At 42.3% G+C, this 23,694-nt stretch carries 14 protein-coding genes; 13 read left to right on the top strand and 1 reads right to left on the bottom strand.

Going from position 1 to position 23,694, the window contains the following annotated elements:
- Positions 1-53: 53 nt before the first annotated feature.
- Positions 54-1,688: a chaperonin GroEL gene (gene groL, locus AC1HCU_RS07400; protein WP_286860938.1), complete on the top strand. Its 1,635-nt coding sequence runs from the start codon at positions 54-56 to the stop codon at positions 1,686-1,688.
- 295 nt (positions 1,689-1,983) lie between these two features.
- A complete protein-coding gene (locus AC1HCU_RS07395) occupies positions 1,984-5,307 on the top strand; it encodes a TonB-dependent receptor domain-containing protein (protein ID WP_286861007.1) in 3,324 nt (1,107 codons plus the stop codon).
- 414 nt (positions 5,308-5,721) lie between these two features.
- Here AC1HCU_RS07395 and AC1HCU_RS07390 read toward each other — a convergent pair whose 3' ends face one another.
- The gene (locus AC1HCU_RS07390) at positions 5,722-7,503 is read right to left on the bottom strand and encodes an IS1634 family transposase (protein ID WP_480366937.1); all 1,782 of its coding nucleotides are present in this window, start codon (positions 7,501-7,503) and stop codon (positions 5,722-5,724) included.
- A 493-nt stretch (positions 7,504-7,996) separates the two neighbouring features.
- On the opposite strand from AC1HCU_RS07390, the gene AC1HCU_RS07385 reads away from it, so the two are divergent.
- The 11 genes from AC1HCU_RS07385 (at position 7,997) to AC1HCU_RS07335 (ending at position 23,693) form a co-directional block, all read left to right on the top strand.
- Positions 7,997-8,644, top strand: a complete 648-nt coding sequence (locus AC1HCU_RS07385; RefSeq protein ID WP_480370931.1) for a carbohydrate-binding family 9-like protein — start codon at positions 7,997-7,999, stop codon at positions 8,642-8,644.
- Positions 8,645-8,703: 59 nt separating this feature from the next.
- Positions 8,704-9,804, top strand: coding sequence for a phosphotransferase enzyme family protein (locus tag AC1HCU_RS07380; RefSeq protein WP_480370928.1), 1,101 nt, complete (start codon positions 8,704-8,706; stop codon positions 9,802-9,804).
- An 85-nt stretch (positions 9,805-9,889) separates the two neighbouring features.
- Positions 9,890-10,471 (top strand): YceD family protein, encoded by a 582-nt coding sequence (locus AC1HCU_RS07375; protein WP_286860931.1) that lies wholly within the window; start codon positions 9,890-9,892, stop codon positions 10,469-10,471.
- A gap of 28 nt (positions 10,472-10,499) precedes the next feature.
- Positions 10,500-10,685: a 50S ribosomal protein L32 gene (gene rpmF, locus AC1HCU_RS07370; protein ID WP_286853978.1), complete on the top strand. Its 186-nt coding sequence runs from the start codon at positions 10,500-10,502 to the stop codon at positions 10,683-10,685.
- A 91-nt stretch (positions 10,686-10,776) separates the two neighbouring features.
- Entirely contained in the window at positions 10,777-11,781 is a 1,005-nt protein-coding gene (locus AC1HCU_RS07365) for a beta-ketoacyl-ACP synthase III (protein WP_286860928.1), read from the top strand.
- A gap of 11 nt (positions 11,782-11,792) precedes the next feature.
- Entirely contained in the window at positions 11,793-12,686 is an 894-nt protein-coding gene (era, locus tag AC1HCU_RS07360) for a GTPase Era (RefSeq protein WP_286860927.1), read from the top strand.
- 50 nt (positions 12,687-12,736) lie between these two features.
- Positions 12,737-14,050: a ribosome biogenesis GTPase Der gene (der, locus tag AC1HCU_RS07355; protein ID WP_286860925.1), complete on the top strand. Its 1,314-nt coding sequence runs from the start codon at positions 12,737-12,739 to the stop codon at positions 14,048-14,050.
- A gap of 209 nt (positions 14,051-14,259) precedes the next feature.
- Entirely contained in the window at positions 14,260-16,449 is a 2,190-nt protein-coding gene (locus AC1HCU_RS07350; RefSeq protein WP_286860923.1) for a DUF349 domain-containing protein, read from the top strand.
- 350 nt (positions 16,450-16,799) lie between these two features.
- Positions 16,800-18,020 (top strand): anaerobic sulfatase-maturation protein, encoded by a 1,221-nt coding sequence (locus AC1HCU_RS07345; RefSeq protein ID WP_480370922.1) that lies wholly within the window; start codon positions 16,800-16,802, stop codon positions 18,018-18,020.
- Positions 18,021-18,060: 40 nt separating this feature from the next.
- A complete protein-coding gene (locus AC1HCU_RS07340; protein WP_321722057.1) occupies positions 18,061-20,601 on the top strand; it encodes an outer membrane beta-barrel protein in 2,541 nt (846 codons plus the stop codon).
- 116 nt (positions 20,602-20,717) lie between these two features.
- Positions 20,718-23,693, top strand: a complete 2,976-nt coding sequence (locus AC1HCU_RS07335; protein WP_480370919.1) for a family 43 glycosylhydrolase — start codon at positions 20,718-20,720, stop codon at positions 23,691-23,693.
- The last annotated feature ends 1 nt before the right edge of the window (position 23,694 follow it).

Here is a 23,694-nt window from a genome sequence, read left to right as displayed (position 1 = left end):
AACATGATTCGATCTATCTTGCATTTACAAATCAATTATAAAACGAAATAAAAATGGCTAAGGAAATTAAATTTAACATGGATGCCCGCGATCTGCTTAAGAAAGGCGTGGACGAACTGGCAGATGCTGTCAAAGTAACATTGGGTCCCAAAGGCCGTAATGTGATTATCGATAAAAAATATGGCGCTCCCCAGATTACCAAAGACGGTGTAACGGTGGCAAAAGAGATAGAACTGGAAGACTCTTTTCAGAATATGGGTGCCCAGCTGGTGAAGGAAGTGGCCTCCAAGACCAATGACGACGCAGGTGATGGTACCACAACTGCTACCGTATTGGCTCAGTCAATTATTGGCGTGGGTCTGAAAAACGTGACTGCAGGAGCTAACCCGATGGATTTGAAGCGTGGTATTGACAAAGCAGTGGGCAAGGTGGTGGAAAGCCTCAAAGAACAGGCCGTAGAAGTAGGTGATGACCTGAGAAAGATTGAAAACGTGGCCAAGATTTCGGCCAATGGCGATGAGACTATTGGCAAGCTGATTGCCGAAGCAATGCAGAAAGTAAGCAAAGAAGGTGTGATCACCGTGGAAGAGTCGAAAGGAACCGATACCTATGTGGACGTAGTGGAAGGAATGCAGTTTGACCGCGGCTATATCTCTCCCTACTTTGTGACCGATACCGAAGCCATGGAAGTGGATTTTGAAAATCCGCTGATCCTGATTCATGACAAGAAGATCTCTGCCATCAAGGATCTGCTGCCCATCCTGGAAAAAGGAATTCAGACCGGCAAGCCGCTGTTGATCATTGCCGAGGATATTGATTCCGAAGCACTGACCACACTCGTAGTGAACCGTCTACGCGGATCTTTGAAGATTGCCGCGGTGAAGGCTCCCGGTTTTGGCGATCGTAGGAAAGAGATGCTGGAAGATATCGCCATCCTCACAGGAGGCATTGTTGTTTCCGAAGAGAAAGGCCTTACCCTGGAAAATGCCACCCTCGATATGCTGGGTAGCGCCGAGAAGGTGACCATCGATAAGGATACCACCACTATTGTAAACGGCGAAGGTGAAAAGGCAGCTATTGAAAGCCGCATTGGCCAGATACGTGCACAAATTGAGAAAACAACATCCGACTATGATCGCGAGAAATTGCAAGAACGTCTTGCCAAGCTGGCCGGCGGCGTGGCAGTGCTTTACGTGGGAGCAGCCTCCGAAGTGGAGATGAAGGAGAAGAAAGACCGCGTGCAGGATGCACTCTCAGCTACCCGTGCTGCTGTTGAAGAAGGAACTGTGCCCGGCGGAGGCGTTGCCTACATCCGTGCGATCGAAGTTATTGACGGATTGAAGGGTGAAAACGAAGACGAGACTACCGGAATTGAGATTGTGAAACGTGCCATCGAGGAACCTCTTCGTCAGATTGTGGCGAACGCCGGAAAAGAAGGTGCCGTAGTTGTACAGAAGGTACGTGAAGGAAAGGCAGATTATGGTTATAATGCCCGGAGTGATCAGTATGAAAACCTCTACGAAACAGGTGTTATTGATCCTGCCAAGGTGACCCGCGTAGCTTTGGAAAATGCCGCTTCCATTGCCGGTATGTTCCTCACAACGGAATGTGTAATCACAGACAAGAAGGAAGACAATCCAGCACCGCAGATGCCCATGGGAGGCGGTGGAATGGGTGGAATGATGTAATTGTCATGATCCGCTGAAAATAGAATAATAATTATTATCAAGACGCGTAACTGAAAATGAAAATTTGAAAGTTATGCGTCTTTTTCTTTTAAAAAAGCAAGTTAATCTGTTTTTTCCTTTCATTGCGGTTTTTCTTAATTCAATTTTGTGACAAATTGTAATTAAGTTTGTAATAATCAATCAATCGGCTGTAAAATTAAAAGAGCAATCGCAACAAAAATGTAACAGAAATTAGATAATTTATACTACTTTTGTGCGGATTTTAATTTTTTGAAAAATTTAAATATTGAAATTTATGGTAAAGCGATTGAGATTTTTGACAGTAGCTCTTTTTGTGATGCTCGCTGCCGTGATGCAGGCTCAGGTGACGACTTCCAGTATGAGTGGACGTGTTACCGATGCTGAGGGGGCTGTTATCGGTGCAACGGTGATTGCCACACATGTGCCCACTGGAACTGTTTATGGTGTAAGCTCCAGAGTAGATGGTTCTTTTAATTTGGCTAATATGCGTGTTGGAGGGCCATATGTGGTGAAGATATCATATATAGGCTATCATACTGAAACATTTGGCGGTATTCAACTATCATTGGGTGAAGATTTTGTTTTGAATGCATTATTGAAAGAAGATACCCAATTGCTTGATGAAATTGTGGTGGTCGGAGAATCAAACACTTCAGTCTTTTCATCCAATAGAACAGGGGCGCAAGAAATCATTACAAGAGAGCAAATTGATAAATTGCCTACTATAACTCGCTCTTTGAACGATTTTACTAGACTTGTTCCTATGAATAGTGGTGGAAATTTTGGTGGGACTTCCTATCGCTTCAATAATGTAACTGTTGATGGTGCCTCTTTTAATAACTCTTTCGGCTTGAGTTCTTCATTAGGTGCAAGTGGTGTTGAACCAATCTCGCTCGAGGCACTTGAGCAAGTTCAGGTGATGATCGCCCCCTATGACGTAAGAAATGGAGGATTCACCGGTGCAGGTATCAATTCTGTCACTAAATCAGGTAGCAATGATTTTAATGCTTCTGCTTACATGTATATAAAGAGTCCCGATTTAATGGGATACAGAATAAAAGATGAAATATTAAATGTTTCTGAATTCTCCAACAAACAATATGGGCTGAGCATTTCTGGACCAATTATTAAGAATAAGTTGTTTTTTTACATTAACGGTGAAATAGACCGCCAAGAATTGCCAATTACATACACAACAGCTAACTCCGCTGTAAATGCTGCAGATTTGAAAGATCTCTCTTCATTCTTAAACAAAGAATTAAATTACAGTCCCGGATCTTACGACCTTACTAAAAGGAATACAGAGGCAAACCGACTGACAGCCCGCTTGGATTGGAATATCAATCCTAAGAATGTTCTGAGTTTGAAGTATTTTTACTTAAAATCATTCAATACAAATAACCCCAGTACATCAGGTACTCCGTTAAATGGAAGAGGTCCTAATGAATATGCTATTCCGTTTACATCAGCATTCTACAGAGCAAATAACAACTTCAACATCATTATGGCCGATTTAAATACGATCATCAATGATAATATGAGTAATTATTTTAAAATTGGTTATTCCGCATTGCGAGATTTCAGAGATATGGATGGAGGTTTCTTTCCTCAAGTCGATATCCTGAATGGTAATGCCGGTAATCTTATGGCTTATACTACTTTTGGGACAGAAGCCAATTCTTATAACAACAGGTTAAATACAAATATTTTCCAGATTCAGGATAACTTTGTAATGAATCTTGGCAAACATCAGATCACAATTGGTACTCAAAGTGATTATCGATCATTTAGTAATGGTTTTGCCCAGAATTATCCAGGAGCTTGGGTGTTTTCATCAATAGATGACTTTAAATTCAACGTTCTAGCCACAAAAGATTATTTGAGCAGTCATAATGGAAGTATCGCCGGTTTCAATATCAACAATTATAATCCATCAACTTACGGTTTGAATCCAATTAACGGAGGTTTGACCAATTCATCGGGTACCGGTTTTTCATATTATTCGCAAAAATATGCAATCGGTGATTCATTCCCCTTTGCTGAAGTGAATGTAATGCAGTTGGGCTTTTATGTTCAAGATAAATGGACAATCAACGATAAACTGAATGTTACATACGGGTTGCGAGCTGATGTTCCTGTATTTATGACAGATCTACCATCAAACGAAAGAGTTGCCGGGGAAACTTATAGAGATGGGATAAAGATTGATGTTTCCAAATACCCTTCTACCAAAATACTTCTTTCCCCTCGCATTGGATTTAATTTCAAACCGTTGGACGATGCATCTCTTCAATTTAGAGGAGGTACGGGGATTTTTGCCGGAACGCCGCCATATGTATGGCTCAGTAATCAGGCTGGAAACAACGGAGTCTTATTCGGAGATTTAAATGTGCGTGGTGCAGACCTTGCTACAATGGGCTTTACAGGTGATATAAATAGCTATAAACCTGCATCAGGAACACCTCCGCGTGGTGATATCGCCATTACAGATCCTGATTTTAAATATCCTACTCTTTGGAAAACCAATCTGGCTGCAGACTACAGGTTTCTGGACGGCTGGATTGCTACAATAGAGTTTTTACACTCTAAGGACTTGAATGCTATTTATCATGATAATATTGGCATTATCAGAACTACAAATTTTGTAAATGACGGTTCAGGTGAAAATGTACGTCCTGTTTACGCAGGATATTATAGTGATGAGGTCGGCAATGACAAGGCTGCCTATAATGTAGTGATGTTGCGTAACACGGATAAGGGATATTCTTGGTTTACAACACTTCAATTACAAAAGAATTTCAATGATGGTGTACTCAAAGGGCTGAATATGAATGGCTCTTATACATTTGGAAAGGCTAAGGCTGTTACAGATGGAACTTCTTCTGTTGCAACTTCTGCCTGGAAGTATCGCCCCGCACTCGATCCTAATTCACAAGAACTTGGTTATTCAGCCGGTTCTATGGATGGTAGATTATTGCTTTCCGCATCTTACACTGCCGACTGGGGTAAAAACTCTTCAACCAGTCTTGGGTTGATTTATCAGCGATATCGTCCTTTCCGATATACCTACGCGTATAATGGTGATGCGAATGGGGATACTCAAACGGCGAATGACTTAATTTATATTCCTAACAGCCTGTCTGAAATATCGGCAAACTTAGATCCAAAAGGATTTACCAACCAACAAGAAGCTTGGGAAGCATTGGATGCTTTTATTTCTCAGGACCCCTATCTGAAAGGACGTCGAGGTAAGTTTGCTGAAAGAAATGGAGCTGCTGCACCTTTTGCCAATCAACTTGATTTAAGCGTAAATCATGATATCCGAATTTATCAAGTAAACGAGAAATATCATACACTGCGTTTAAGTTTTAATATTGCTAACTTTTTAAATTTGCTCAACAAAGATTGGGGTGTACAGCAAACAACTGTACTGGGCAATCAGCAGTATCAATTCTTAAAAGTAGAACAGAAGCCAACAGCGGCGAATAACTATACTTTGAGATATAGCATGAACAACAACTTACCTGAAACTTTCAAGGATTATTTAGGTAATGATTCGCGTTGGCAAATGCAGTTTGGTATCAAGTATATTTTTTAGTTTTTCAAACACAAAAACGAAGTTTGGACAGATCCTGCAAGATAAGTGCAGGATCTGTTTTTTTATTGTGACAGGAGCGCAAGTACTAGATTATTCAGATATTAAGCATTTCATAGACAGATAAAAATCATCTTAGAGACCTTTTTGACAAAACTAAATTTCAAAATGACAAAGAAGAACGGCTTCATCACCCCATGCAGTAAGGTAACCTAAAACGCAGTATACACTTTTTACTTTGTTCAACAAGCAAACTCTTACACTATGAAAAAGTAAGTTACATAACGGAAATTTTTTTGTCTGTTTTGTCTAAAAACCCGTCTTTGACACATAATTTAGGAAAAATATTCTCAATACGGCTATGGAAGCTGTTTTTTGACCTTCTACATTTAAGTGACTTTGTAGCTATATTCTTTGCTATTCCTGATTTTTTGAATTTTTTTTCGTATCCGAGATAATTTTCTTCATTTTCTGCTTTGAGACGATCTGGGTATCCGTTCTAAAGCCTGCAGAGCCATGTAGGTGATTTGTCAAGTCTGTTCGCGTGTATGTCGGAATGTATCCTTCCCCTGCCACACTCACAAAGTTCATATCCTGCAGCGTTCCAATGATTTCATACGGTGTAAAACTCCCGGTTCCACGATTGATTTTCTTCTCCAGGTACTTATAAACGATCAGGGCAAGGAAACAGGTAAGAAAGTGGGTCTTTATTCGGTCATCTCTGCGTAGGAAAACGGGTCTCGCCTCAAATTCGGTCTTGGTCATGCGGAAGTTGTCCTCGATTATCCAGCGTCCGCTATTTATCTTTATGATTGCGGAAGCTTCGCCTTCAAGATTTGTACATATGCCGTAGAATCCATCGAAGCGGGACTCCTGGTCTATCATTTCCTGATTCAAGGAGTAGCTGTTATACTGTGCGACTTCGCCGTCGGCGGTGCAACTCTCTGTTTTTATGAAGCGCTTGGGATCGCTCTGGCTCTTGCCATATTTTCCTGCAGTACCGCGTTTGATGATGCCCGCTGCCTTTGCGATCTGCTTCTCCCGGGTATATTTCAGATACTCACGATACTTGAAAGAGAAGGTGACGATGAGTCTCTGCTCGAACTCCATCCCTTTTTTGCCGACCTTTATCCAGCGCTCGCGACAGAACAGACAATCCTCATACTCTTCAGGATTCAAGGTCTCAAGATCGTATTGCCCTGTAGAGAGTTTTGGATTGTCCGTACCATCGAAAATTACGATTCTCCATCCCCTGGTTTCCGTAGACCACTCCTGTAGATGGCCCTCAAGTTTTTTGAGAGATTGTACCGTGATGAATGCTCGCTGTGCGAGATCGTCGTTCCTCCTGTTCTCATATGAGGAGAGACCTCCGTCCGTGCAAACAACCACTTTCGAGATGCCGAAGTTCTCGCGCAACTTGTCTTCCAGGGGCTTTAACGTGACGGTCTCGGCCGTGTTACCGGGATTGATGCAGAATGCCAGAGGAATGCCGTCCATGTCAGTGAATAATCCCATCTGGACTATGGGATTGGGCCGATTCTCTTTAGAGTGTCCATACCGTCGCAGTCCGTTCTCCTCTTCCGTTTCGAAGTAGTAGTTCGTGCAGTCATAGTAGATGACTTTGTCACGGCGCTTGCCAAGTTTCAGGCTGTTTTTGTATACTTTGGACTGGATAACGTCCGATTCTTCAGCAAGCAGCGACAGAGCCCGATAAACCTGGTGGATGTCCGCTTGCGGATGCTCAAGAAAACGCCTTGCATCTTCCAGGGACGATAATTTGGACCCGGGATACAATATCCGGGTGTAGAGAAGCATCGAGAGAATGGCGTTCAGGTCATACTCGTTCCTGTGCTTATTTTCTATGCCCTTGCAGATACGATCCAGTCCCAGTTCGCAGTAGACCTTTTGAAGAAACAAGTATCCGCCGTTATAACAGCGTTGATCGTCTTTCTTGATGATCCTGTTCTGGGAGAACTTGACCATGACATCGCGGTTTTCTTCCCTGTCGGCTTGTGTCAGGCCTTTGATATACTCTCGAACATTCCCCATCGTGTTATCTTCCCCGAAGCGGGCCTTCACTTCATCGATCGTGCCTAGTCGTTCCACGGTTCGGGTTGAGCTTTTGCCTGAATCCGTGCGATAGGATTTCTGAACATAATAAAGTGTTGCGTTTTTCGATTTGCTTATTGTCAGTTTCATAATGTATAGCTATATATAGCTACAAATATACAAACAATGTTTGACAAAAAAAAGAGTTTTAACAAAAACTCTTTCAATTATTTGCAAATATTTTCAAACTAAAGAAGTGTCAAACTCCCGATGCAGTTTGGTATCAAGTATATTTTTTAGTTTTTCAAACACAAAAACGAAGTTTGGACAGATCCTGCAAGATAAGTGCAGGATCTGTTTTTTTATTGTGACAGGAGCGCAAGTACTAGATTATTCAGATATTAAGCATTTCATAGACAGATAAAAATCATCTTAGAGACCTTTTTGACAAAACTAAATTTCAAAATGACAAAGAAGAACGGCTTCATCACCCCATGCAGTAAGGTAACCTAAAACGCAGTATACACTTTTTACTTTGTTCAACAAGCAAACTCTTACACTATGAAAAAGTAAGTTACATAACGGAAATTTTTTTGTCTGTTTTGTCTAAAAAGGATATCTTTGAGGAAATTTATTCAGAAATATGAAACGACTGCAAGTACCCAATCAGCATATTTCACAATGGGAAACGGTTTTTGACAGGATTAAAATGCTTCACGAGGAGGGGGTGGAAGCGGCCATTGATCAGGTAAACTGGAAAAGTGATTTTCCTAAGTCGCTTCCTGTCACAGTACGTGTGGCACACGACGGGGAGAGGCTCTACCTGTATTATATCGTGACCGGGGAAGCGATCCGTGCCGAAAACAGAAAAGATTTCGGGTCGGTATGGGAAGATAGCTGTGTGGAGTTTTTTATGCAACGTGAGGGCGAAAAGATATACCGTAACTTCGAGTGCAATGTGCTGGGTGTTCTGTTGGCAGCCCAACACGAAACAAGAGAGAAAGCTGTACAGCTCACTCGTGAAGTGCAGTCGGTTTTCAGGCATAGCACCATCTGCCACAGATATGAGGAGGGGAGACAGGTTAGCGACTGGACCATGTATCTGGAGATACCGAAAGAAGTGATGGGGTTTGCTGAACATGAATCGCTTGCTGGACAGAAAATACGGGCTAACTTTTACAAGTGTGGCGACAAGACACCCGAACCTCATTTCCTCAGCTGGAACTCTATCGATCTGCCTTCCCCCAATTTTCATGTACCCCGGTTTTTCGGACTCCTGGAGTTGGAATAAGCAGGAATTAAAAACAAACGAAAATAATCTTCATATAAACAAATTATAAAACAGCGGGAATGAATGATCATGGCAGGCTGAAAGAAATCGTCTTTCAATTTATCGGACAGAATGAAAATGTACAGATTAACCCTCTTGGTAAAGGGCATATCAACGACTCTTACAAGGTGATATCAGCCAATAACGAATATGTACTGCAGCGGATCAATCACCATATTTTTCAACATGTCCCCGAACTGCAGAACAATATCTTCAGGGTAACGAGCCATATCCGTGCAAAACTCGGAGAGCAGGGTGTGGAAGATATCGACAGAAAAGTACTCACCCTGGTACCTGCGCGTGATGGAAAACTTTATTTCAATGATAGTTATGGCGATTACTGGCGGATGATGGATTTCATCAGCAACAGCAAGAGTTATGATGAGATAAATCCGGAACTGGCATATCGTGCAGGAATGGCTTTTGGCGATTTTCAAAAGATGTTGTCCGATTTGCCGGGTGAACCTCTTTTTGAAACCATCCCCGGCTTTCACAATATGGAATCACGTCTCGAAACATTCCGCGCGTCGGTAAAGGCAAACAAAGCGGGGAGGTTAAGTGATAGTGAAGTGGCTGACCTTGTTAAAGAGATAGAAGCCCGTGCCAAGGAGATGTGTAAGGCAGAACAATTACACAGGGAAGGAAAACTTCCGAAGCGTACAAACCATTGTGATACGAAAGTAAACAACATCCTTTTCGATGTACAGGATCAGGTCCTTTGCGTGGTGGATCTCGATACGGTGATGCCGGGATATGTATTGTCCGATTTCGGTGATTTTATCCGTACCGGTGCCAATACCGGCGCTGAGGATGATGAAAATTTAGACAATATCTCAGTTGACCTGGCCATCTTTGAAGGATATGCAAAGGGATACCTGCAAAAAGCGGCATCATTTCTGACGAAAACAGAAATAGAGAATCTTGCTTTCGGCGCAAAGTTGCTGACCTATATGCAAACGGTACGCTTCTTCACCGATTATATCGATGGCGATACCTACTATAAGATTGCCTATCCCAATCACAACCTGGTACGTACAAAAGCCCAGTTTAAATTGCTGCAAAGCCTTGAAGCAAATTTCGAAGAAATGCGGCGGATCGTGCTCGATGCCGCAGGCCGCTGATAGCTAATACAAATAATTATCGTAAAAACAGTCGGCGCAAAGAAAAAATCATTATCTTTGCACCGCTTTATTTTGAGGAGAAAACGTGGCAAAGTTTAGTTTGTACAATATTTCCCTAAAAAACCTTTCTGCAGGACTGCATACGTACGAGTATGCGCTGGACCGGAAATATTTTGACGCTATCGACGGCGACGAAGTGAGGAAAGGTAATGTGAAGGTGACGGTTACGGTAAAAAGAACGTCGTCGACCTTCGAGTTCAATTTCGATATCAAGGGTGTGGTACAGATTCCATGTACGCGCTGCCTGGACGATATGGATATGGAGGTGGATACAAAAAACCGCCTTATTGTAAAGTTTGGAAAGGAATATTCGGAAGAGAGTGATGAGATTGTGATCATTCCTGAAGATGAGGGCGAGATTAACATCGCGTGGTTTCTGTATGAATTTATCGCACTGACTATTCCTATCAAACATGTACATCCTGCCGGTGAATGTAACAGGATGGTCTCATCGAAACTTCGTAAGCATCGTGCTGTAAGCACCGAGGATGGAGAAGAGGATGAGGTGGACATGGACGATGATGAAGAATTTGGCGACGAAGATGATACGCCGGCAAACGATCCTAGATGGGATGCCCTGAAAGGATTGAATATCGACGAAAATTAAAAATATAAACAGTAAAAATTTCATATAAATGGCACATCCAAAAAGAAGACAGTCTTCTGCAAGACAAGGAAAAAGAAGGTCACACGATCATGCTAAACTGCCCACCATGGCAATCTGCCCCAATTGTGGCGCCTGGCATATTTATCATACTGTGTGCGGCGAATGCGGGTACTACAGAGGAAAATTGGCAATTGAAAAAGAGGTTACGGCATAAACTTCTTCCTTTCATTTTATAGAAACAAGAACCCTGAAATGACCTGATCGTGTTTCAGGGTTTTTTCTCATTATTCACATTATTGACAGCGATGAAGCAATTAAACGCCGTAATAACCGGAATAACAGCAGCTGTGCCGGATTATATTCTTACCAATGAGGAACTCTCCGCTATTGTAGATACTTCCGACGAGTGGATTATGACCCGTGTGGGGATTAAAGAGCGACGTATCCTGAAAGGGGAACAGCAAGGCATTTCTGTCCTGGGTACACAGGCCGTGATGGAGTTATTGAAGAAAACCAAAACTCCTCCCGAGGAAATCGATGCCGTTATATTTGCAACATCCACTCCCGATCATATCTTTCCGTCGGCTGCATCTATTGTTGCCGAGAATGCAGGGATCAAGAATGCGTTCTGTTTCGATATGGAGGTAGCCTGTTCCGGATTTGTCTATGGTCTGGAGATATGCAACGGATTAATAAAAACCGGGAAGTATAAAAAAATAATATTGCTGGCCGGCGACAAAATGTCTTCCATCACCAATTATAAAGACAGGACAACCTGTCCGCTCTTTGGTGACGCGGCAGGTGCTGTACTTATCGAGCCCACGGAAGAGAATCTTGGAATCATCGACGCTGAACTTCATTCCGACGGAATCGGCTACAAACCCTTGCAACTGAAAGCCGGAGGAAGTAAATATCCCGCCTCGCACGAAACGATAGATAATGCCGAACATACCGTTTATCAGGATGGACGGATTGTTTTCAAATATGCAGTATCACGCATGGCGGAAGTTTCCGAATCCATCATGAAAAGGAATAACCTGACTGTTGATGATGTAGACTGGCTTGTCCCTCATCAGGCAAACCTGAGGATTATTGATGCTGCCATAGAACGTACCGGCTTGTCTCGTGAAAAAGTCATGATAAATATTGAACGATATGGCAATACCAGTGCCGGAACCATTCCTCTTTGCCTGTGGGAATGGGAAGCCAAACTGCGCAAAGGGGATAAAGTGATACTTACAGCCTTTGGAGCCGGCTTTTCATGGGGCAGTGTCTACCTGAAGTGGGGATACGATTATAAAGAATCCTAAAAACCGACGAAATGCAGTCACAAAATCACCGTTCCGGTTTCGTAAATATCGTGGGTAACCCTAATGTGGGGAAATCTACGTTAATGAACCGGCTGGTGGGTGAAAAGATATCAATTATCACGGCCAAGGCGCAGACTACACGGCATCGAATCATCGGAATTGTAAATAACCCTGATTACCAGATCGTGTATTCCGATACGCCGGGAGTACTGCAACCCAATTATAAGCTGCAGGAGCAGATGCTCAACTTCTCGCTTTCTGCATTGCAGGATGCCGATGTGCTGCTCTACGTGACCGATGTGGTGGAGAAAATTGATAAAAATGACAATTTCCTTGCGAAGGTGCAGCAACTTGATCTGCCTGTAATACTGTTGATCAATAAAATTGATCAAACCAATCAGGCCGCACTGGAGGCACTGGTGGCACAATGGAGCACGCTGTTGCCGAGAGCGGAGATTTATCCGATCTCCGCGCTGAATAACTTTGCTATTGACAGGGTGCAAAAGCGCATCCTGGAAATCCTGCCCGAGTCGCCACCCTATTTTGAGAAAGATGCACTCACCGATAAACCGGCTCGTTTCTTTGTGGCGGAAATCATCCGCGAAAAAGCTTTGCTGTTTTATCAGAAAGAAATCCCTTACTCTATAGAAGTGGGTGTGGAAGAGTTTAAAGAGGAAAATGACATCATCAGGATCAGGGCAATTATCCTGGTGGAAAGAGATACCCAGAAAGGGATTGTCATAGGCCACAAAGGTGAGGCACTGAAGAAACTGGGAACCATGGCACGCAAGGACATTGAGCGTTTTTTTGAGAAAAAAATCTTCCTGCAGCTATACGTGAAGGTGGAGAAAGACTGGCGCAACAGAGACAACATGCTGAAGACTTTCGGCTATAAGTTGGATTAATATGTCAATATGCCAATGTGGCAATGAGACCCTAAAAGAAAGAAAAAAATATGCAGAATTTGGTAGCAATAGTAGGACGGCCCAACGTGGGGAAGTCCACCCTGTTTAACCGCCTGACACAGACGCGTCAGGCCATTGTGACGGAGGTTTCCGGTACAACCCGTGATCGTCAATACGGGAAAGTAAACTGGAACGGGCAGGAGTTTTCTCTGGTCGACACTGGCGGATGGGTCGTGAATTCCGATGATGTCATGGAGGATGAGATTAACAAACAGGTGCGTATTGCCATTGAAGAAGCCGATGTGATTCTTTTTGTGGTTGATGTGATGAACGGTCTTGCCGATCTCGATACGGGTGTGGCACAGATGCTGCGCCGCTCAGGCAAACCCGTGGTGGTGGTGGCCAATAAATCGGATAATTTCGATATCGGACATCAGGCTGCCGAATTTTATTCGCTCGGCCTGGGTGATCCATACAGTGTGTCGGCCGTTAACGGATCAGGAACAGGCGATCTGCTGGACCACATTCTGACGTTATTCTCCAGAGATAATGAGGAAGAAATTCTGGAAGATATTCCCAAATTTGCCGTCGTGGGACGTCCCAATGCCGGTAAATCGTCCATCATCAATGCATTGATCGGGGAGGAGAGAAGTATCGTGACCGACATTGCCGGTACGACACGCGACTCCATTTACATGCGTTATAATAAGTTCGGCATGGATTTCTACCTGATCGATACGGCCGGTATTCGAAAAAGAGGAAAAGTGACGGAAGATCTGGAGTATTTCTCGGTGATTCGTTCCATCAGGGTGATCGAAAATGCCGATGTCTGTGTACTGATGCTCGATGCCACACGGGGAATAGAAAGCCAGGATCTGAACATCTTCTCGCTCATTCAGAAGAACCGAAAGGGACTGGTCGTTTTTGTGAATAAGTGGGATACCGTGGAAGAAAAGGACAATGTGGTAATCAAAACGTTCGAGAATGCAATCCGCCAGCGATTGTCACCCTTTACCGATTTTCCCATTATCTTCGGCTCGGCGCTAACCAAACAACGCATTCTCAAAGTGATGGATACGGCTAAAGAGGTATATGTGAACCGGAAACGGAAAATACCTACCAGCAAACTCAATGAGATCATGTTGCCCATCATTGAAAAGACACCTCCTCCGGCCAACAAAGGAAAATATATCAAGATAAAGTATATTACGCAGTTACCAAATACGCAGATTCCTTCTTTTGCCTTTTTCTGCAATCTTCCCCAATGGATCAAAGAACCTTATAAACGATTCATTGAAAACAGAATGCGCGAGAATTGGAATTTTTCCGGTACACCCGTCAATATTTTTTTCCGGGAGAAATAATATCCCGAGTATGGATGACTCTAAATATACCCGTAATCCGGCTCATTATTCCGTGTGCCATAAATAAAATACCAAAAATCGATGAAATACCAAAAATATTGCGTTAATTTGTACAACTTTTGACAAGATTGGCGGGTGATAAAAACTGCTATCGTGTTTTAAAAAAGAAAAAAATGTATGGCAACGCCCCGGAAAACTCACCGGGCTAAATGAAGGGACTACTGATGAATACGAAAAACAATCCGGAGAACGACAAACAACCCGTAAACGAAGAAAAAACGACCAAGGAACCGCAAATGGTAGAAAGGGAGGAGTCTCAGACGACGGAAAATGAGCTGCCGATCTATCCACCGCAGGACGATGCCGAATTGGCTTCAACTCCTGAACCCGCAGCGGAAGGAATTATTTCTGAAGAGGCAGAGGTTGACTCAACAGATGAATCTGTCGTTGAGAAGAAGGCCGTTGACCCTGTTCCGGATGAAGTGGTACCTGCGGAAGCCGAAGTGGTATTGGTTGCTGAAGAGCAAGTCGTTGATACGGAAATTTCAGATTCTGCACCCGACGAAACGGTTCCTGAGGAAATAAAAGAGTCTGCACCCATTGATTACGACCTGGAGATTGCCAGTGAAGAGGAATCTGAAGAAGAGGAGCCGGATGGCGACGATCTCCCTCAGGACGAGGCGGGAGCCACCTTGCTTCCGATAGATGAAATTGTTCAGCACCTTCGTAATTTATTGCAATCGAATAATCCGAAACGTAAGGATGTAGATGAATATAAGAATCAATTCTACCGTTCCCTGCGGAACGAAACCGAAGGGCAGAAGCAAGTTTTTCTGGCTGAAGGCGGAGAGGAAATAGATTTCGTAGCAAATGAATCAGAATTATTTACAGAAGGGAAGGAGCTGCTTCAGAAAATTAAGGAAAAACGATCAGTTATCGCTGCACAGGAAGAGGCGGAGAAAGAGAAAAATGTGGCCCGGAAACTGGCTATCATTGAACAGATAAAACTCTTGACTGAAGCGCAGGGACAGGAAGATTTCAATAAATCATATCAGGAGTTTAAATCCCTTCAGCAGGAATGGAACGACATCAAACAAGTTCCCCAGGCCAAGGTAAACGAGTTGTGGAAGTCATATCAGCGTTACGTGGAGAAGTTCTACGACCTGGTGCGTATTAACAATGAATTCAGGGAATATGATTTCAAGAAAAATCTGGAACAGAAAACCGATCTTTGCGAAGCTGCTGAAAGGCTCGACAATGAAACGGATGTGATCTCGGCTTTTCATCAACTGCAAAATCTGCATCAGGAATGGAGAGAAATAGGGCCAGTCTCCAGAAAGGACAGAGAGGAGATATGGAATCGGTTTAAAGAAGCTTCTGCCAACATCAATAAAAAATATCAGACTCACTTTGAGAACCTGAGGGGAAAGGAAGATGAAAATCTTGAACTTAAGACAGCACTTTGTGAGAAGCTTGAGGCAATCGACTACAGCAGGCTTACTACTGTCAAAGAGTGGAACAGCAAGGTAAAGGAGGTACTCGATATACAGACACAATGGCGTCAGATTGGTTATGTTCCAAGGAAATGGAATACAAAAATTTACAAACGTTATCGGACTGCCTGTGACCTGTTTTTCAAAACCAAGAACGATTTCTACAAATCGCTTCGCGAAGAGATGGAAGAGAACCTGAGGAAAAAAATGGCTCTCTGCGAACGTGCAGAAGCTCTCAAAGATAGTCAGGACTGGAAGAATACTACTCGTGACATGATCGATATACAGAAAGAATGGAAAACCATCGGTATTGTTCCGCACAAATATGTGGACAGCATCTGGAAACGGTTTATCACTGCGTGTGATTACTTTTTCGAACAAAAAAAGATTCATACTTCTTCACAATATGATGAAGAAACAAAAAATCTGGAGATCAAGAAAAATGTGGTCGCAGCCATTGAAGAGCTGGATACCTCTCTCAGTACCGAAGAAGCATTGTCTCAACTGCATGATCTAATGGATGAATGGTATGCGGCGGGTCATGTACCTTATAAATTGAAAGATCGCGTATATCGTGATTTTTACGAAGCAACCGAGGCTCAGTTCGACAGGCTAAATGTTGATAAGGCCGACAGGAAGCTTGAAAGCTTTAAAACCAGCATCTCCGATATGGCCAAATCTGACAACGCAAAGAATCAGCTACTGCGTGAACGCGAAAAATTGATGCGGCAATATGAACGGATGAAGGGTGAACTGCAAACCTACCAAAACAATATTGGCTTCCTTTCCATTTCTTCCAAGAAAGGCAATTATCTTCTGGACGATATGAACCAGAAAATGGAAAAAATAAAATCGGAACTGCAGCTGATTGTGAAGAAGGTTGAAGCGTTGGATGCGGAGTTGTAAGCAATTTACCTTCTTTATTTTAATACTCCACTTTCCGATTTTGAATACCCCGGAGCCATGGCATTTTTATTATTATTCATTTTTAATGTTTTTTAATATTGGGATTTTGCCCGGGTGGTTTATTTTTATGTTACTTTGAAACTTTGTGGAAATTATTGTTTAATATTTGTACAGCGAATTTCAAGTGACTTTTTCCTATTATGTTACGAATAGCTAATTTGTTTTTCGTTATCAAAAAAATATAAATAGATTCAGAGATTATAAATCAATCACAGTTATCTCCAGAATTTGCTTTTTTAAACAATTTGGAGAAGTAAATAATTATGTTTAATATTTTAAATTAAATAATTATGTCAACATATGCTCCGTTTGCCAAGCCGATGTATGTAATGCTAAAGCCGGTAGGTTCAAAATGCAATCTCGATTGCGACTACTGTTATTATCTGGAAAAGGCAAATCTATATAGCAATAAAAATCAAGTAATGAGCGATGAGCTCCTTGAAAGATTTATCGAACAATACATAAATTCACAGACAATGCCACAGGTGATGTTCACCTGGCATGGTGGCGAAACGCTTATGCGTCCAATCTCATTTTATAAAAAAGCATTGGAATTGCAGAATAAGTATGCCCGGGGGAGACAGATAGATAACTCTATACAAACAAACGGAACACTCCTGAACGATGAGTGGTGTGCCTTCTTCAAGGAAAATAATTTTCTTGTAGGTATTTCAATTGACGGACCGCAGGAATTTCACGACGAATACCGGCGTGACAAAATGGGAAGGCCTTCGTTTCATCGTGTAATGAAGGGTATTGAACTTTTGAAGAAGCACGGTGTAGAATTCAATTGTATGGCGGTAGTAAATGATTACAATGCGGATTATCCGTTGGAATTTTACCGTTTCTTCAAAGAAATAGATTGCCAGTATGTACAGTTTACTCCCATCGTTGAACGTCTCCGCAAGAATAAATCTCCTTTAAAATTGGCCACGGCGAAGGAAACTGAACAGGAGGTGGAATTGGCTCCCTTTTCTGTTTCTGCCGAGAAGTGGGGTAGTTTTCTATGTGCTATTTTCGATGAGTGGGTCAAGCAGGATGTGGGGAAGATGTATATTCAGATATTTGACTCTACATTGGCCAACTGGGTAGGTGAACAGCCGAGTGTCTGTACCATGGCCAAAACATGCGGACATGCCGGAGTAATGGAGTTCAACGGTGATGTTTATTCATGCGACCATTTCGTATTCCCTGAATACCGCCTGGGAAATATATACTCCAAACCGTTAACATCCATGATGTATTCCGAGGAACAACTTAAGTTCGGAAACGATAAATTCGATAAACTGCCACAACAATGCCGTGAATGTGATGTGCTGTTTGCCTGTTATGGTGAATGTCCGAAGAACCGGTTTATTAAAGACAAATATGGTAACGATGGTTTGAATTATCTGTGTAAGGGATATTACAAATTTTTTCATCATGTAATGCCTTACATGGATTTCATGAAAAAAGAACTTCTTGCCAAAAGGCCACCAGCCAATGTGATGGAATGGGTGAAACAAAGATAGTTTGATATAATCAGTTCAGATTCATTTTAAAAATCCAGCAATGAAATATCATATTTTACTTTTATTTATAGCGGTTAATTCATACTCTCTGTTTGCACAAATCAGTATAACCGGCACTGTGGTAGATGCAATAACTGATGAACCCTTAATCGGTGCAACAATTTTTGCCCAGGAAACAAAAGAAGGTGTCGTCAGTGACCTTGACGGCTCTTTTGTGTTAAATGTGCCCGAAGGAAATAAGCATTTGAGAATAAGTTATTTAGGTTATGCCGAGAAGAATATACCGTTACATGAATTTAAAAATGAAAATATTCAATTGAATGTCATATCGTTGACTCCCATGTCAATGGAATTGGAAGAGGTATTGGTGAATGCTAATTATCGAACGTCATCTCAAAAAATAGATCGTTTCACTTATCGCGCATCTGATTTTCAAACCGCTGAAGGAGGCTCTGCCACTGATTTATTGAGTAAACTTCCATCGGTATCGGTAGACCCGGACGGGACAGTAAACGTGCGGGGCACATCGGACTTTATGGTTTACTTGAATGGTAAACCTACCCAGATTGATCCTACTGTTTTACTCGGACAAATTTCCAGCAATCAGATTGACAATGTGGAGGTAATATCTATTCCTACTTCCGATTTTGACGCACAGGGAAAAGGTGGTATTATCAATATCATCACAAAAAGGACAGGAATGCAAGGATTAACTGTGACTGCCAACGGATTGATTGGTGGGGGCCCATGGAACAACCTGAAAGACGAGTTCAGTGGATTCAATCAAAATGACAATCGGTACGGGGCGGGTGTGAATGCAATCTATTTCAAGGATAGGATTTCGTTATTTGGAGGAATAAATTTTAACCGAAGGAACGTGAATGGCAGCCGGACAGGAGATGCACGCATTCTGGTCGGAGACAACGTCTATCGGCATATGATAGCAACCGGGGAGCGGCCCGAATGGTACCAAAGTGGAACAGCCAATCTGGGTGTTGAATTTTTATTGTCGGATAAGTCGGTCTTGTCAGGTTCCTATTTTTATGGGACCAGAAAAGAAGGCCGGTCTGCATTCTATCTTTATAATAATTTTTTTGCTGATAAAAATAGACAAACCGTCAATGGTGTGGACCGTGAAGACAGATGGATTTATAATCCCAACACTGATGATCGCTTGGGCCAATTTCAAAATGCAAATATCGATTTTGTACATAATTTCAGTAAAACATCCGAATTGAGGGTTTCGGCACTCTATGAGCATTCAAATCTTGAGCGTCAATTAGTCAATGAAAACTACAGCTACAACAAGCAAACAAGTGATGTTGGGGATATAGAACTCAAATACCGGCAATATGATGATACTCCTTTAGATGGCTTCCGTTTATCGGTAGACTATTCCAGTCAGTTTGCTGACGGCTCAAAATTATCGGTGGGTTTCCAGCCGCAATATATGGGTATTCAAGGTGCTTTCAATTATGATACATTAAACGTTTCAACCGGAAATCTTCTTCCGTACTCTGCTCTCGAAAATGAAATTGAACTGGCGCGTGGCATTCTTGCCGGTTATGCAAGTTATGCCGGTAGTATCAATCGATTGAATTATATTGTGGGTTTACGGATGGAATATACCGACCAGAATGTAGACATCCTCTCTGCTGATTACTTTTCATTGTTCGACGGAGATAAACAATCAAACTATCACAGCAACAAGATGGATTTGTTTCATACCCTTCACCTGAGTTGGGAACCCACCGACAAGGATAAATTTACTTTTGCAACAAGCAGAAGAGTAAGTCGTCCGCCGCTGAAGAATATGACGCCATTTCTTTATCGCCGTCATCTGGAGGTATATGAGGTGGGTGATCCGGAACTACAACCCGAGTATCTGATGAATTTTGAGCTTTCTTACGGTAGAAGGATAGGTAAACAAAATATTTCTTTAACAGGATTTTATCGTGGAGTAGACAATGCTGTATTCAGGGTCAACACGGTAACCAATGAAAATCCGGCAGTCTTTGATGTGATAGGGGAAGATGTGCTCATTCGAAGTTATACCAATGCCGGAAACTCTAAATCTTTGGGTGCGGAGTTAAACTTTAATATTGATGCGGGCAAATATGCGAAATTCTTTATTGGAGGTTCTCTCTATAATTATATGGTCCAGGGAGATATTTTTGGGTATATGGTGGATAACAGCAGTTTAAACTGGAGTGTAAAATCAAATATGAATCTGAATTTATCGAGCGAGCTTAAATTTAATCTCGATTTTAATCTTAAATCTGCTACAATTACTGCCCAGGGGCAGAATGATCTGCTCTACTTAACTAATGCAGCATTGAATTATGTTCCGAGAAAATGGAAAGGATGGGATTTTTCCCTTCGTGTACTCGATATACTTGGATCAAATGTAGAGGGTTTGGATACCAGGGCTTTCAATAAAAACGGCGACGAAATATTCTATCAGGAAACAGATTATTTCAGAAAAGGTGGTATTTTTGAGGCAGGGATAAACTATACCTTTAACAACAAGGGGAAAAGTGCTAAAAAGTTAGACAGTACCTTCGGAAAAGAACAATTTTAAATTGACATTTTATTTTCCATATGTATTATAGAAGCAACAATGAGTTGCCGCTCCATACGGATTTGCCGAATCACGTGGTTTTCATGACATGTACGGTAAACACAAAATAATATATAATGAAGAAAATATTCCTGCTTCTAATTCTCGTTTTTTCATTGCAGGCATTTTTGCAGGGAAGCTCTCAGATTATCAACGGTCCTTATCTGCAAAGTATCACCGACAACGAAGCTGCTGTTGTATGGACAAATCCAATTTTGCCTATGCGCGACGGAGCGGTTGAAAGGTTTATGGGAAAGTATTATGCTACCGGCGAGGCCACCGGCGGTAATATTTACAGTTCAAAAGATTTAATAAACTGGTCGAAGCCGGTTTTGGGAGTTACCATGCATGAAGCTACCTGGCTGAATGACCCCAAATGGGCACAATCATACACATATAACGATTTCCAGGCCGCTGATTTGATCTATCGGAATGGTGTTTTTCATACCTACTGGAATGGGGTAGGGCATGCCTATTCCCCGTTTCCTTTAGGACCATATAAAGAGGGTTCCATTACCGAACCTTTTGATGATTATGGTATCGACGTGCAAGCTTTTCAAGATGAGGATGGTGAAATTTACTGGGTGAAAAAACGCAACGAAGGAGATCCGCATCCCCTTACAAATGAAAAATCCACGATTGATGGCCCGGAGCTCTGGATATTCAGAATGGTATCTCCGTTCACAAGATGGGATATTACGGAAGGAAGTGTACAGTTGACAAATCAACGCGGACACCCCACCAGTGTCAATCACCACAACTTTGAAGGACCCGAACTGGCCAAATATCGGGGCCGATACTATCTTTTCTATGCATCCAACAGGATGGGTCCCCGCTCAGGCATGTATCAGATTGGTGTGGCCGAGAGTGACAAACCCATGAATTTTGATAATTCCAAGAAATATCCCCATCCCGTGTTGGGCAGAAACACCGAGCAGCACCTGCAGGAGTACAAAGTTATCCTTCATAGTGCCGAACACGGAGGATGGAATGCTAAATACCTCATACTCTCCCCTTCAGGAGATTGGACTGGAAAATCGTATGATGATAACGCCTGGACGACAGGTCAGGGTGGATTCGGACGGCAGGAATACGATTTGTTTGCCGGTACCCGTTTTACCAATGCGAAGATAAGATCAAGGAAAACTGTCTGGAATTCTGAAAAAATATTTATTCGGAGGAGATTTAGTTTAAAGGAGATCCCACAGAAAATTGCCTTGAAATATTGGATATTTGCTGATGCAGCTTTCTATATAAATGGAAATAAGATAAATCTCAATGTCCGTAACAATACCTACGGGTTTCTTCAACTTGATCCCGGTTTGTTTGTGATAGGGGAGAACATCATTGCCATAGAAGCAACAAGCCCGTGTAACAATGCCTCTTGTCAGCAGTTTATAGATTTTGGCTTATATGATACAGGTAATAGGGACGCTGAGGATATAGTGGTTGGGCCGGCTCAACCCAATTTTGTAGTGGGGCCGAACGGATTTGAAAGATGGATGATGTATAAAGCGTATTTTGACAACAGACAGGAACAGGGGATCGACAGGATTCATTTCTACAACAAGGAGGTGGTTGTGGAAAGTAGCACGGTAAAGAACAGTACGGGCTTCAGAAGAAGCCCTTCCCTTCCTGAGTTGTTTCTTGATTTCGATAAACCGGATTTTACTCCCTTGCAACTGTTACATAACAGCAAATGGAAGATCTCCGAAGGTGTCTTATCTCCATTGGAGAAAAAAGGAGGAGAACTGCTTATCCGTGAAAAAGATGACACCCATTATCGGTTTGAAATGCCATTCAGGTTAAAATCAGATGCTGCTCGTGCGGGAGTATACGCTTTTTATCAGGATCGGAAAAACTGGCTCAAGATTGATATTGGAAAAGATAATACGTGGCAAACGACTACCTGTATCGAGGGTGTGAGTGAAATAAAAACAATGAAGCTTCCCGATAAATTCGCTTTTTTAGAGAACAATTCCCTGGTGGCTCATTATGAGCATCCCTGGCATGTTTTTACCATATATAAGAACGCAAACAGGTTCAGGGTAGAGCTTGATCAGTTTAATCTGACGCTTCACGGAGATATTGCTACACCGTTTTCGGGCCGGGGGCATGTCGGACTGCTGGCATCTTCCGATGAGGTGGATTTCGATGCAGTGCAATATACAGCGGGGTGGGATGAATACGATGAGTATATTTCCGGATGGCAGAAAAAAACCGGCGAATGGTTGGTTTCCGGAGAGGGACTTACGCAATTGGATCCCTCTGTTGAAAATGCAACTATATTTAAAGGAGATCCGGCGTGGAACTATGAGTTCTCTACCTATTTCAGGAATGATCGTCTACCGGATAAGGGGGAAGCAGGGTATTATCCGTTATACGTGGACGAGGATAACTTCGTAAAGGCTTCTGTTGATTATGCAACAAAAGCAATTGTAGTTGAAGGCAAAGAGGAGGGAAGACCGATTGACAAGCAGTTTTTTCCTCTCCAGAAGAAAGTGCTGAGACATTATACCTTTTCTGCTCATCCTTCCTCTGTTTTTCAATATGATCTTAGAAATGAATCGATCATATCAGGAATAGACATTCTCTGGTTTGAAGGAGATTATCCTTATCTGGAGCAGACGTTTGATTTGCCGCGCACTGTTCGTTTTTTTGCCTTGCAAGAAGGGGTGTGGAAGTTGCTTGATGCAGAGTTGGAAGGCGAATTAAAGTTTTCCTGCCTCAATAAGTACTCATTCCCCCCTGTCAAGACTACTGCGATTAAGATGGTAGTGGAAAACCATTCCGGTAAGTTTTCAAGGGCTTTTTCGGCCTGGTTTACCGAAGATGTAACCGCAGGATATTTCTTGCGTTGCAGGAGAGAGCATAGTGCATTGCATCTGCTCGTGAATGATACCTATCTGGGGGCTTTAAATGGAAACTGGAGTAAATCAAAAGTGGGTCTGTTCACCGGCAACCAACAAGCTGTTTTTAATGGAATGCTGTTTTATGAGTTGCCGGAAACAAGGGAAAAGGAATTACAATATGAGGATCTGCTGAATAAATAAA

Source organism: Proteiniphilum sp. LBM24028, from assembly GCF_056629195.1.
Note: the sequence above shows the minus strand (reverse complement) of the source record. Positions and strands in the feature narration are given on the sequence as shown.